This window comes from cf. Phormidesmis sp. LEGE 11477 (assembly GCF_015207105.1).
Classification (GTDB): Bacteria; Cyanobacteriota; Cyanobacteriia; order Phormidesmidales; family Phormidesmidaceae; genus Phormidesmis.
Map to the genome: position 1 here is coordinate 1 of NZ_JADEXO010000161.1, position 11,204 is coordinate 11,204.

Genomic DNA, 11,204 nt, shown 5'->3' on the forward strand with positions numbered 1-11,204 from the left:
CGTCTTGAATGCGGGTGAGGCGTTCGCGGTGGCGCTGCATTTCGGCTAGCCAGCCAGCTAGCTTGAAGCCAAGCGTCATGGGCTCGGCGTGAATCCCATGTGAGCGACCAATCATGACGGTGTCACGGTGCTCTTGAGCTTTGTAGCGAATGGCCTGAATTAGATTTTCGACGTGGGTCAAAATCAGCTGGTGACTGGCGACAATTTGCAGAGATAGCGCTGTATCTAGCACGTCTGAGCTGGTCATGCCTAGGTGAATATAGCGGCCAGCGTCGCCTACGTACTCGTTGACGTTGGTCAAGAAGGCAATCACGTCGTGGCGGACTTCGGCCTCAATTTCTAGAATCCGCTCAACGTCAAAATCGGCTTTTTCTTTGATAGTCTCTACTGCTTCTTTGGGAATACGACCTAGCTGCGCCTGTGCCTCGCACACGGCAATTTCTACCTGGAGCCAAGTCTGAAATTTGTATTCGTCGGTCCAAAGCTCGCCCATTTCGGGCAGGGTATAGCGTTCTATCAAGGGGTGCGATCGCCAAAAGCAACCGGACTATTTTATCGGGTAATTGTCCTAGGCTCCCACACGATTTGTGATTCGTTGGGCTTTTGTCAAGAAACCTTCGGTTTCACAGCGAGCCAAGGCCGCCGCTAGCTACAGTTTTGGATAACGGTCGTTGCTCTTGATAATGGTGCAAGCTAAGCGCGGGTTGCTATACAACTATTACAGCGACCACCCTTACAGAGGAACTTGCTTAGATTTCTATGACCGATCTTAATCTCACCGTTTGGATAGCAGATGCGCTGAGCGTGGCGCACCGCAGTATGGACTTTATGCTGTGGAATACTTTTTTAGCCTTGATTCCGCTTGTACTTAGTCTGTGGTTGTTTCGCTTTAGCGACGTTCCTTTCGAGGCGCGAGATTGCTCTAGTGCAGACTCTCTAAATACACCTCTGGGCATACGTCGCTTGAGCTGGTGGCTAGGCTGCGCTCTTTTTATTGCTTTTTTGCCTAATGCACCTTACGTGCTCACGGATATTATTCATTTAGTCAGCTTCATTCAATCAGGGGCATCGCTGCCGACGATTGTGCTGATTTTGATTCCGCAGTATCTGATATTCATGCTGATTGGCACGGAGGCATATGTGCTGTCTTTGATCAATCTAGGCCGCTATCTGGTCAAACGAGGGTGGAGGCAGTGGGTTCTAGCTGCCGAGCTGACGCTGCACCTGCTCTGTGCAATTGGTATTTACCTAGGGCGTTTTCCCCGATTTAATAGCTGGGATATTGTGACTGGGCCACAGCGTCTGGTGCTTTATGTTCTAAGAGATTTGCTGCGCCCAGAGCCGATGATGATTATCTTGGTAACTTTCGTGGTGATTGCCGCGCTGTATTGGCCGCTGAAGCAGGTGAGTCTTGCAATGATCTGGTACTGGCGATCGCGCGAGCAGCGGCGGCAGTGGAACTAGGCACTAGCCAATTCATCAGAAAGCAGCAGGCGATTGACATTGTCGATATTGACAGTGAGCTAGTCAGTTCCACCGTCTACTCCCTGATAGGCTCTGGAGACGAGAAGGTCTGTAGCACGGTCCAAAAGAACTTGACGCTAAAGCCCACTAAAAAGACCACAATCCCTAGGGTTAACATAACGCTGGGAACGTGAAGGATAGTCAGCGCGAGCACAGCCAGCACTAAACAAAGAATAGTCACATTCATAGCAGACCTCCTTCGGATTCTTTGGTAGGCTACTCTCCTATCGTAGCAATCGAGATAGGAGATGGGGATCAAACAGTTATAACCTTAGTAAGGCTTAATAACTTCAGTGATGCAATCTATCATCAGGCGGCTTGAGCCTTGTGTGATGCCCAGACTCTACGCAAAATTTCTAGAAGGTACAGTTAACCAAGGATGATACCAAAGCCATTAGCTGACCTTTACTTCAAAGCCTTTACCTTTAGTACTTTCGCGTTTGCTAGGAACATCCGTGCTGACCTCTAGCTGCGCTACGTTAGGAATGCCTACGCTCGCTTTTAGGGTGACACATTCGGTATTAATGCCTTTTTCTCTAACCTGATCGCCAGCGATTTGTAGCACATCTAAAGCTTGATCAACCGCTGCTTGAATGGCTTCTTCTGTTGCTTTTTCTGCCGCTTCTTTAGGCTGAGCTTCAGTTAGATTAGACACTTGACTAACAACCTCTTTTCCTGCTTCTTCAACTGCGCTGGTGACTTGGCTGAGAATCTCTCCACCCTTTTGAACAATGTCGTTTTGTGCCATAGATTTGTGAGGAAGAATTTTAAGGAGAGAATGAACCGCAAGCTCACGCCCATGGCTTCATTCTTATCGAACCCTGGCAGGCCGACATCCTCCTATAGAAGCACAGGTTTGTGTGACAGTTGCGCGCTTAGATGAGATCTCAGATGGAATATTGCGATCCGCATCAGCCTATATGTCTTCAGGCTGCATTCCCGAGACGACAGGGGCCGTGTTGCTGAGCTTGAGATCGGGATGATCGCTTTCTACCTGACGACAGTTCCATTCATTCTTGAATAGCAAAACCGGGCGTCCATAGCTGTCTTTAACCGTTGCCGTATTAAAAATGCGTCCTGCTTTCTCTAGCGCTGGCCAGCCCCCGGTGACCCATCTCGCTACGCTGTAGCCAATCGGTTCTAGCATCGTCTCTACGTTGTACTCGTTCTCTAGGCGAAACTGGACGACTTCAAACTGTAACTGCCCGACAGCGGCTAAGATCGGATCGCGCCGCGACTCGTCAGCCGAATACATGATCTGGACTGCGCCTTCTTCTCTGAGCTCAGAAACGCCTTTGCGAAACTGTTTGAATTTGGAAGGGTTCGGGTTTTTCAGATAGGCAAACATCTCTGGAGAGAAGAAGGGAATGCCTTCGTATTCGAGCGGTTCACCCTGATAGATAGTGTCGCCGATGGCGAAAACGCCGGGGTTATTCAAGCCAATGACGTCACCCGGATAGGCAGTTTCTAGCGATTCCCTGCCCTGGCCGAATAGCTTTTGCGGATGAGAGAGTCGGACGTTTTTACCGGTGCGGGCGTGGTTGACGACCATGTCTTTTTCAAATTTGCCAGAGCAAACGCGGATGAAGGCGACGCGATCGCGATGCCTCGGGTCCATATTCGCCTGCAGTTTGAAGATAAAGCCCGAAAATTCTTCTTTTGTCGGCGGTACTGGGCCAATCGTACTCTCATGCACACCGGGCTCTAGCGCGTAGTCTAAGAAGGCTTCGAGAAACAGCTCTACGCCAAAGTTAGTCATGGCGCTGCCAAAGAACACGGGCGTCATCTGCCCAGCATGTACCATCTCTAGATCTAGCTTTGGCCCAATCTCATCGAGCATCTCTAGCTCTTCGGCAAACTGATCAAACAGCTCATCGCCAACCAACGCTTGAATCTTCGGATCGCCCCAGTCGAGCACCGTATCTTTTGCTTCTTTACTACCGTGCGCCGTCCGTTCAAACAGATGCACCTGCCTTTTCCGGCGGTCAAAGACGCCTTTGAACTGATCGCCCATGCCGATCGGCCAGTTCACCGCATAAGTCGTCAGCCCTAGCTCCTGCTCAATTTCATCTAGCAGCTCTAGCGGTTCACGTCCTGGCCGGTCTAGCTTATTGAAAAAGGTGAAAATCGGCATGTCGCGCATTCGACACACCTCAAACAGCTTACGCGTCTGTGGCTCTAAGCCTTTGGCTGCGTCTTCTAGCATGACGGCATTATCCGCAGCGGCTAGGGTGCGATAGGTGTCTTCACTAAAGTCTTGGTGACCGGGCGTGTCTAGCAGATTGATCCAGTAATCGTCGTAGCTGAACTGCAATACGGTCGAGGTAATCGAGATACCGCGCTGCTGCTCCAGGGCCATCCAGTCAGAGACCGCGTGTCGCTGGGCGCGTCTGGCTTTGACCGATCCCGCCTCGTGAATGGCTCCACCATAGAGCAATAGCTTCTCGGTCAGCGTCGTTTTACCAGCGTCTGGGTGAGAGATGATGGCAAAATTGCGGCGCTGCTCGACGGCTTCAGCGATTTCGCTTTTGGAGATCAGGGTGGAAGTCATAAGTTAGATCGATCGGTAGCAGGCTCAGGTCTACACAATTGTAGTCTTTCGCTGAGCGGCTATGGGCCTGCATGTATGAGCCCTTTAGTCCGCTGGCGATTCTTAGGTGCAGCCTTCTCTCTGAATCGATTTCTTCTAGGCTTCAACTTTTTCAAGCTTCATCTCTGCTGAGCTTCGACAGCGTCTTTCAATAGTTCTCTTGCTCTTCGGCGATTCTACGTTCTTCTTCAAGTTCTTCGGCCCACTCACCGCTATCAAGACTGTATTGCAGATCGTCGGCAAACTGCTTCATGATCTCAACGCCTTGTGAATCACCTCGCGCTTCGCAGATAGCTTCTCCTTTTCTGATTTCTGCGATCACAACTTCTATCTCGTCCATCAACCCATGGATCGTTCCTCTGAGCGCATAGATGTTGCCAGCAAAGTCTGGATAATCTTCTAAGAGCTTATCTGTAAATTCTATTGCCTCTTGATATTTGCCATCCTTGGCTAAGGTGCTCGCTTCATCAACCAGTCTCTTTAGCTTCTCGATAGTCTCAGCTCTATCAGCGCTTTCGTCAGAGTTGCCCAATCCGTCCAAGTCGAAAACCTCACTGCCAGTGGCTGTAGGGTTTTTGAATTACAGTTCGCTGGGGCGATCGCTCGTAGTCTTTTGAGCAGGCTTAGTCGCTGCGTTGAATTTGTCTACTAGGTTGAAAAAGAGATAGGGTGCGGCTAGAACGACGACCAGTCCGGCGAGGTAGACGACAGATTCTAGGGCGGAGGGCAGTTGGATGATATTGGAAACAGTTGTGTAAGCGAGCATAGTTTAGATCGGGGGTAGTTGGATGGAGGCGGCTGAACCTGCAGTTTGGAAAAGTTCTAGTGTTTGTGATAGCACAGCTTTTTGAGGCGATCGCGCCTCTCGTATCGATTCTTAAGCTATGGAAATCTGACCTTACAAAACTCGATCTTACGAAACTTGATCTACAGAACGGTAATAATCACGCTGACGATGACTAGAACGATCATCCCTGCCCAAAATTTATTGATCTTTCGCCACCACGGAACGGCATAGATCTCTTTGGCGCTCTTCTCTGGCAGCGCGTTGATATTCTGATAGAGTGTGCAGGTTTTGGCGGTAGGGCGTTTGGGGAAATTGCAGGTGTCGTCTGCTTCGTAGGTGCAGGTATCGCATAAGAATGTCTCGCCCTTTGCCCGGTGCAGGGTCATGCCGGGATGACCGTGAGCTTTGAGGACGAGCTGGCAGTGGGGACAGTTGATGGCCGTTGGAGTGATGGTGCGATCGCATCGAGGACAAGTCGTCATAGCCAGCGGGGTTGCCAGAAAAATGGACAAGAACGGCGTCTAGGTCAACTGGGCACAGACCCACAGCAAATTAGCCTTACGGTAAACCGCCCGTCGCCGATAGACATAGTTTGCCAAAATAAAGGGGTATCTGTGTCTTTATTTCGGCCTTTGGAGATTACTTATGGATAGCTCTAATCTACTCAGACAGCTTTTGATGTTCGGCGTTGGCACCACTTCGCTAGTAGCTGAACGGGTAAAGCAGATGAGCGAAGAGCTAGTGCGCGACGGCAAGCTAGACCCGGATCAGGCTAAGGGCTTTGTCGATGATTTTATGACTCAGTTCAATATTGACCAGGGCGCTTTAGAGAAGCAAATGCGAAGACAGGTGCGTAACATCATGCAGGACTTGGGCGTGCCTCGCCAGTCGGAGATGGATGAGCTGCGGGGCCGGCTTGATCGGCTAGAGCGACAGCTTCGCGATCTAGAAAATAAGCAGTGGCGCTGAAGGGAAGTCAGAAGAGAAGTCGGAAGGATGAACGATGGGTGATGAATGTGGACACAGACGTTGATCATTCGTACTTTTCTTAATCGCTAGGGCTGTGGCTGAGTAGTAGACTGCCAATAGTAAACTTTATAGCTTTTTGATTGCGAGGAGCTATCTACATTAAAACTATGCGAGAAATATTGATTAGCTTTGGCGTGGTGGTGGCCTGCTGCGCGGTATTGCTGGTAGCTCAGTTCACTGGCGGCGATGGTGAAAGGGCAGTGGCAGATAGTGTTTCTAGTGCGCCTGCGGCTGTAGAGCGGATAGAAGATTCAGGAACTTTAATCGCCCAGAGCGCCAGTGATTTGTTGGAAAACGATACCCCAGGGGATGCAATGGCTGAAGATGCGATGGTGCCAGGTGTAGAGTCAAATGAAGAGGTCGTGACGACGGATTCTGGCTTGCAGTATGTGGTGATTGCTGAAGGTGACGGCGCTTCGCCGCAGCCGGGTAACCGGGTGTTTGTGCATTATGTCGGCACGTTAGAAGACGGGACTAAGTTTGATAGTTCGCGCGATCGCGGCAAGCCATTCAACTTCACCGTCGGTCGCGGCCAGGTGATCAAAGGCTGGGATGAGGGCGTTGGCATGATGAAAGTCGGCGACAGACGCAAGCTGATTATTCCACCGGATCTAGGCTATGGCGCTCGCGGTGCAGGCGGTGTGATTCCACCGAACGCAACCCTGATTTTTGACGTAGAGCTGCTACGGATTGGTAGCTAGGCATCTATAGTCAGTCTGACTCAACGAAGTAGAGAATATTGCAGATCCTCGCCCCTGAGCGCATCAGACAAGTTCTGTGTGTTCAGGGGTCTTTGTGTAACAGCTGTCAAATCCGCACCTATAGGCAGAAGATCTTTAGAAAGCTACTTGTAACTCGCTCATGGGTACTGGTTGCGTGCTGCTGTATCTCACCGCATAAGATGTTTCAGGCACAACAACGGCTCTAGCATAGAGTTCAAGAGTCCCGTTGTTGTCAGCGTCATTAGAGATAGCGCTGCGAACCCGAGGGGTTGCATCAATACCTCTATTGTCCCGCTCTGTCAAAGAAGCTGAGAGCGGGACAACAACTTCTGATTGAGTCGGATTAAGCCATTTTCCAGGTAAATACATGAGAAAATCGTCCTTGTCTGACTTTGCCCACTGAGCAGAAGGCATGTACGGGAAGTTGGGATATAACCACTGTTGATCGCGACCTAGATCTTTGTCGTACAGAGTAACCCAAAGTATATATTTTAATCCAAGCTCCTGTTCTTTCTGCGAGAAGGTAACAGTAGCTTCAACCCGTGCCTGAGCAGGTGGTTCAGTTACGGACACCTTAAGACTTTTAATGCCTGCCATTTTTTCTCCTAACTATTTAGTGAATTAGTGAAACGTTGTTGCTTTTAACTATTTGCTTTCTCAAAGTTAGCTAGAAAAAATGACATAGGTTAGTACCCATCCGGGTGATTCCTGTTGAGATCATCTGTGATCACATCAAGAATCCATTGCCTAGGCAACTACAGATATCCATTCGCCATTTTGCTTCATAGAGTCAGAAAGAGCAGCGAGAACAGAGACTAGCTGAGTGCCTATCTCGGCTGATGAGATAGCTGAAGGCTGATTTTGTTGGATACAGGTAACAAAATGGTCACAAACTTTTCTAAGTGGTTCGGTTGCCGGACTTTCTACTGGCTGCGTTGATAGGTTTTGAGGCGTGAATTGATTGTTGTTTTGGGTAAAGCTACCGTTTTGTTGGATTAAAGGCGCTGCTTTGTTCATTTCGTCGAATATGAGCGTTGCTTGATCGCACACCACAGCCAGCCGCCGCTGCTTGTCAGGATTGGCCCAGCATAGGTGAATTGTTGCCTCAAAGCCGCTGGGATATTGCAATCGGCACCATACTTGATCGGCTAGTCCGTTCGGTGATAGAGGGGTGTTTATTTGCGGCTGTAGCCAGCTACTGCCCTGTGCCTGAACTTTGATCGGGCGCTCCCCTAGCCAGTAGTTAAAAATAGAGATGTCGTGAATGGCGAGATCCCAGAGAGTGTCAACGTCTTGTCGGACGGGGCCGAGGTGAGTGCGGGTAGCGTAGCCGTAGCGGGGGGTGCCGAGGTTCTTCAGCGCCGTTTTGCCAGTAGTAACGACGCTGTGGAAGAGGTAGGTGTGGTCAATAACGAGCTGGCGATTTTGCTGGGCGGCGAGAGTACAGAGCGCTTTGGAGCTGGCGATATCTAGCGTCAGTGGCTTTTCGGCGAGGACGTGGAGATTGTGTTCGAGGGCGGCTTCGATCAGTTTGTAGTGAGTGGCGGCTGGGGTGGCGATCGCACAACCCACAACCCCCTCTAACGCCATCGCCGCCTGCCAATCGCTGATCACCTTCACCCCAGTGCCATGAAGCTGATCAGCCAAAGCTGCCAGCCGAGATTCTGACGCTTCGACCACGGCGCGCAGCCGAATCTGTGGATGGTTCAAGAAATTGCGTAATAGGTGCGTACCCCAGCGCCCAGCGCCCAACAGTACTAGATCAATAGGCTCTGGGTTTGCTGCTGTCGATGGCATAGGGTTGTTCCTCTAGGCGTGATCTATCCACCTAGAGTGCCCGCTGAGAATGCTCGTTCGATTCTGGTTTAAAGCCTTTAAGCTTAGGAACTATCAAGACCAGCGCCGCTTCAGGTAGCTTCGATTACCTGTTTGAGCGCGTCAAATGCAATCTTCGCAGCGGCTTGTTCAGCCATTTTCATCGATCGGCCTTTGCCCGTGCCCCAGAGCTTGTCTTGAAACCAAGCTTCGGCCTGAAAGCGCTCTTCATCGCCGTGTAGCTGGCTAATTTCGTTCACCCTATAGGTCGGCAGCGACTTGTAGTGAGACTGAGTGAGTTCTTGGAGGGCAGCTTTGTAATTTTGCTTGGCTGGATCGGTTTGCAAAGACTCGGTAAGCTGCACGAAGTGAGTGTCTAACCAAGGTCGAATCAGCCTCAGATCGCCTGCACTGAGGTATAGCGCCCCAAGGATGGCCTCGAAAGTGTCGGCTAGGCGCGAATCAGTGCCGGCTTTGTCGCCAGCGGCGCTTTTGGACAAGACTAGATAGCGCCGCAGGTGATAGCGTTTGGCTAGGGTAGCGAGGGTGCGATCGCTGACAATTTGCGATCGCACCGCCGACATATCCCCTACCGCCATCTGCGGATAGCGCTCCATCAAGAACTCTGCCGCCGCCAGCCGTAGCGCCGCATCCCCCAGAAATTCAAGCTTCTCGTTGTTCTGAGTCGCTGAGCTAGAGATATCGATCATCGCCAGCTTCAGCAGATCTAAGCGGACATCCACTGCGCTAATGCCCAGATCCGCTAGCAGTTTTTCCAACGCTGAAGCCTCATCACTGCTGGAAGTATCCTCAACCACAGCCGGCGCAGTCTGGTTTAGATCAGCACGTTTCTTAGCCATGGTTTTTCAGCTATGACCTTTAGCCATGAGCAGACATAAGCGAGCGAGAAAGAATCTAGAGCTGGACCTAAGCCGGGTTCTGTTCTCAATAGAAGCAGGGCCAAGCCCTTTTCTATGAGGTGGTTATCTATCTGGGACGTCTGTTACCAAACGCCTCTAGCGGCACACTTAAAACGGAGCCGGTAAAAAGTCAACCGTCGCTCCTTCGGCCTTGCACCCAACCGGGGTTTACCTGGCCAGCACCTCTCGATGCTGCCGGTGCGCTCTTACCGCACCCTTGCACCCTTACCTGTGAAAGTTTCCTCTCCATCGGCGGTATGTTTCTGTGGCACTCTCCTCACGGTCACCCGCACTGGGCGTTACCCAGCAAGTTTGACTTTTTGGGAGCCCGGACTTTCCTCAAGATGAAAACAGATCGAAGATCCGCTCTCACCCCGCAACCACTGAGCCAGCTCTAGACGAACAGTGTATCGTCATTTAATCGTAATTTTGAGGTTTGACGCTGCACCAGACTATCTTCCCCAAAGCCAGCTACGCAGCCGCTGTCTATTACGACCAGTTCGTCTGAGCAACCATCGCAAAGGCGGCAGCGCAATCTGATCGGGCTTGATCTCTAGCGTGAAGCTAAAAGGAATCAGCAAGTTGATCAAATCGCTATTCGGCGCTGTGGTGGTTTTTAGTCCTACCATTAGATCGAGACTGTAGAGCGGCTGAATGTTCTTGGAGGCCGTCGTCGGATCGGTTAGCTTTGAGCGCTCTAACCGTTCTTCTAGGCTGACTAGAGGTTTGGCTAGTTGTATCTGAGCGCTAGCGGCATCGTAGAGATAGTTTTTTTCGATGGTGACATTCGATGTGACGGCCTGCCCCGGATTGACGACGCTGTGGACCTGTGCCTGAGAAAGGTCTCTTGGCATATTCGGCGTACTGCGAACAATTCGATTGCCCTGCTTGAACATCTCTAAAGAGCTGGCGTCCCAGTTGACGTAAGTTTGCAGGTTCGCCGTCCGATTATCAATGGTGACAGTGAGGTACAGAAGCGGCGGCTTGATCGGCTGCTGACCGGTGGGCTTGACTTGAATTTCAATCTTGGGCTGGAGTACGGCTGCGATCGCCCCGTCATCGATCCCTAGCTTCCTAAGACCTTCTAGCTCAGCAGGATCTATCTTTGAAACATCGGGCGCATCGCCAATCAGCAGGCAAAGCACTGGAACTTTGACCTTGCTATTTTTGAAGCCCCTTTCTTGAGTCACGGCTTTGACCTTGATCGAACGCTTGCCTTCTTGAAAAGAAAGCTGTGCCTGCGTTTGCTCTGCCGAGAATTCTTCATCCAAATGGATGATCACCTTATCCTCTAGGCGGTCTTCTATAGACAGCGCCATCTGATAGAGAACATAGGTGACGACCAAAAAATAAACAGTTAGCAGAAACGCATCCATAGTGGCTGTAGAGTTTTCTACCACAAGCCTTGGTAAGAAGGCGGCGGCAGGCCAGTCGTAAATTGCCATTAAGCTTACACCGATCCTGCCGGAATGCTGCAATCTCGCGTAAATTTGCAGGATATAGCATGAGCTGCCGTGAACCAGAGTCTATCTAGCTCATGTTCGAACTATTTGAGTAGCTAAGTTTAGATCGTCAAATCAGAATCCGTGAAAGTCAAATCGCTAAAGTACGGTTAATACTCCAGTAATGTGAAGATCTGGACAGTGCGAAGTTTTTCTCTAAGTAGAATCTTTTCAGGAATCGGCAAAGCGATCGCGTAGAGTGCCGAACATTCCAGTACCGAAAAGGCAAGGAATGTTCGAGACTGGTTGAATTACCACACTCAACCAAATCAATTATGGAACTCTACACTCGCATTGAGCAAGTGCTCATGAGGC

The 11,204-nt window shown here is 50.6% G+C and carries 14 protein-coding genes and 1 other RNA gene; 3 read left to right on the plus strand and 12 right to left on the minus strand.

Annotation, left to right across the window (positions count from 1 at the left end; translation table 11 throughout):
- Positions 1 to 520: lyase family protein (locus tag IQ256_RS26565; protein ID WP_255516244.1), on the minus strand; the 520-nt coding region annotated here is incomplete at its 3' end.
- Positions 521 to 759: 239 nt separating this feature from the next.
- On the opposite strand from IQ256_RS26565, the gene IQ256_RS26570 reads away from it, so the two are divergent.
- Positions 760 to 1,464, plus strand: a complete 705-nt coding sequence (locus IQ256_RS26570) for a DUF1361 domain-containing protein (protein WP_193858712.1) — start codon at positions 760 to 762, stop codon at positions 1,462 to 1,464.
- 76 nt (positions 1,465 to 1,540) lie between these two features.
- Here the strand turns inward: IQ256_RS26570 and IQ256_RS26575 are convergent, their stop codons facing one another.
- The 6 genes from IQ256_RS26575 to IQ256_RS26600 form a co-directional block, all read right to left on the minus strand.
- Positions 1,541 to 1,711 carry a hypothetical protein gene (locus tag IQ256_RS26575; protein ID WP_193858713.1) on the minus strand — a complete coding sequence of 57 codons (171 nt, stop codon included), beginning with the start codon at positions 1,709 to 1,711 and terminating at the stop codon, positions 1,541 to 1,543.
- A gap of 207 nt (positions 1,712 to 1,918) precedes the next feature.
- Positions 1,919 to 2,272: a hypothetical protein gene (locus IQ256_RS26580; RefSeq protein ID WP_193858714.1), complete on the minus strand. Its 354-nt coding sequence runs from the start codon at positions 2,270 to 2,272 to the stop codon at positions 1,919 to 1,921.
- A 168-nt stretch (positions 2,273 to 2,440) separates the two neighbouring features.
- The gene (prfC, locus tag IQ256_RS26585) at positions 2,441 to 4,075 is read right to left on the minus strand and encodes a peptide chain release factor 3 (RefSeq protein WP_193858715.1); all 1,635 of its coding nucleotides are present in this window, start codon (positions 4,073 to 4,075) and stop codon (positions 2,441 to 2,443) included.
- A gap of 187 nt (positions 4,076 to 4,262) precedes the next feature.
- Positions 4,263 to 4,655, minus strand: a complete 393-nt coding sequence (locus IQ256_RS26590; RefSeq protein WP_228025318.1) for a hypothetical protein — start codon at positions 4,653 to 4,655, stop codon at positions 4,263 to 4,265.
- Between the two features lie 39 nt (positions 4,656 to 4,694).
- The gene (locus IQ256_RS26595; protein WP_193858717.1) at positions 4,695 to 4,880 is read right to left on the minus strand and encodes a hypothetical protein; all 186 of its coding nucleotides are present in this window, start codon (positions 4,878 to 4,880) and stop codon (positions 4,695 to 4,697) included.
- Between the two features lie 161 nt (positions 4,881 to 5,041).
- Positions 5,042 to 5,383, minus strand: a complete 342-nt coding sequence (locus IQ256_RS26600; protein ID WP_193858718.1) for a zinc ribbon domain-containing protein — start codon at positions 5,381 to 5,383, stop codon at positions 5,042 to 5,044.
- A 163-nt stretch (positions 5,384 to 5,546) separates the two neighbouring features.
- Here IQ256_RS26600 and IQ256_RS26605 point away from each other — a divergent pair, with 163 nt between their 5' ends.
- A complete protein-coding gene (locus IQ256_RS26605; RefSeq protein ID WP_193858719.1) occupies positions 5,547 to 5,870 on the plus strand; it encodes a phasin family protein in 324 nt (107 codons plus the stop codon).
- Between the two features lie 167 nt (positions 5,871 to 6,037).
- Entirely contained in the window at positions 6,038 to 6,631 is a 594-nt protein-coding gene (locus IQ256_RS26610; RefSeq protein ID WP_193858720.1) for an FKBP-type peptidyl-prolyl cis-trans isomerase, read from the plus strand.
- Between the two features lie 135 nt (positions 6,632 to 6,766).
- Here the strand turns inward: IQ256_RS26610 and IQ256_RS26615 are convergent, their stop codons facing one another.
- The 5 genes from IQ256_RS26615 to IQ256_RS26635 form a co-directional block, all read right to left on the minus strand.
- Positions 6,767 to 7,249 (minus strand): hypothetical protein, encoded by a 483-nt coding sequence (locus IQ256_RS26615; RefSeq protein WP_193858721.1) that lies wholly within the window; start codon positions 7,247 to 7,249, stop codon positions 6,767 to 6,769.
- Positions 7,250 to 7,399: 150 nt separating this feature from the next.
- A complete protein-coding gene (locus IQ256_RS26620) occupies positions 7,400 to 8,449 on the minus strand; it encodes a Gfo/Idh/MocA family protein (RefSeq protein WP_193858722.1) in 1,050 nt (349 codons plus the stop codon).
- 110 nt (positions 8,450 to 8,559) lie between these two features.
- Positions 8,560 to 9,327 carry a ribonuclease III gene (gene rnc, locus IQ256_RS26625; RefSeq protein WP_193858723.1) on the minus strand — a complete coding sequence of 256 codons (768 nt, stop codon included), beginning with the start codon at positions 9,325 to 9,327 and terminating at the stop codon, positions 8,560 to 8,562.
- A gap of 53 nt (positions 9,328 to 9,380) precedes the next feature.
- Positions 9,381 to 9,783, minus strand: an RNA gene (gene rnpB / locus IQ256_RS26630) — RNase P RNA component class A.
- Between the two features lie 56 nt (positions 9,784 to 9,839).
- The gene (locus IQ256_RS26635) at positions 9,840 to 10,832 is read right to left on the minus strand and encodes a hypothetical protein (RefSeq protein WP_193858724.1); all 993 of its coding nucleotides are present in this window, start codon (positions 10,830 to 10,832) and stop codon (positions 9,840 to 9,842) included.
- Positions 10,833 to 11,204 lie beyond the last annotated feature (372 nt).

Coding starts and splice junctions, on each gene's coding strand:
- IQ256_RS26620 (WP_193858722.1), bottom strand. CDS start 8,449: ATGCCATCGACAGCAGCAAACCCAGAGCCTATTGATCTAGTACTGTTG.
- IQ256_RS26570 (WP_193858712.1), top strand. CDS start 760: ATGACCGATCTTAATCTCACCGTTTGGATAGCAGATGCGCTGAGCGTG.
- IQ256_RS26580 (WP_193858714.1), bottom strand. CDS start 2,272: ATGGCACAAAACGACATTGTTCAAAAGGGTGGAGAGATTCTCAGCCAA.
- IQ256_RS26575 (WP_193858713.1), bottom strand. CDS start 1,711: ATGAATGTGACTATTCTTTGTTTAGTGCTGGCTGTGCTCGCGCTGACT.
- IQ256_RS26600 (WP_193858718.1), bottom strand. CDS start 5,383: ATGACGACTTGTCCTCGATGCGATCGCACCATCACTCCAACGGCCATC.
- IQ256_RS26595 (WP_193858717.1), bottom strand. CDS start 4,880: ATGCTCGCTTACACAACTGTTTCCAATATCATCCAACTGCCCTCCGCC.
- IQ256_RS26605 (WP_193858719.1), top strand. CDS start 5,547: ATGGATAGCTCTAATCTACTCAGACAGCTTTTGATGTTCGGCGTTGGC.
- prfC (WP_193858715.1), bottom strand. CDS start 4,075: ATGACTTCCACCCTGATCTCCAAAAGCGAAATCGCTGAAGCCGTCGAG.
- IQ256_RS26635 (WP_193858724.1), bottom strand. CDS start 10,832: ATGGCAATTTACGACTGGCCTGCCGCCGCCTTCTTACCAAGGCTTGTG.
- rnc (WP_193858723.1), bottom strand. CDS start 9,327: ATGGCTAAGAAACGTGCTGATCTAAACCAGACTGCGCCGGCTGTGGTT.
- IQ256_RS26610 (WP_193858720.1), top strand. CDS start 6,038: ATGCGAGAAATATTGATTAGCTTTGGCGTGGTGGTGGCCTGCTGCGCG.
- IQ256_RS26615 (WP_193858721.1), bottom strand. CDS start 7,249: ATGGCAGGCATTAAAAGTCTTAAGGTGTCCGTAACTGAACCACCTGCT.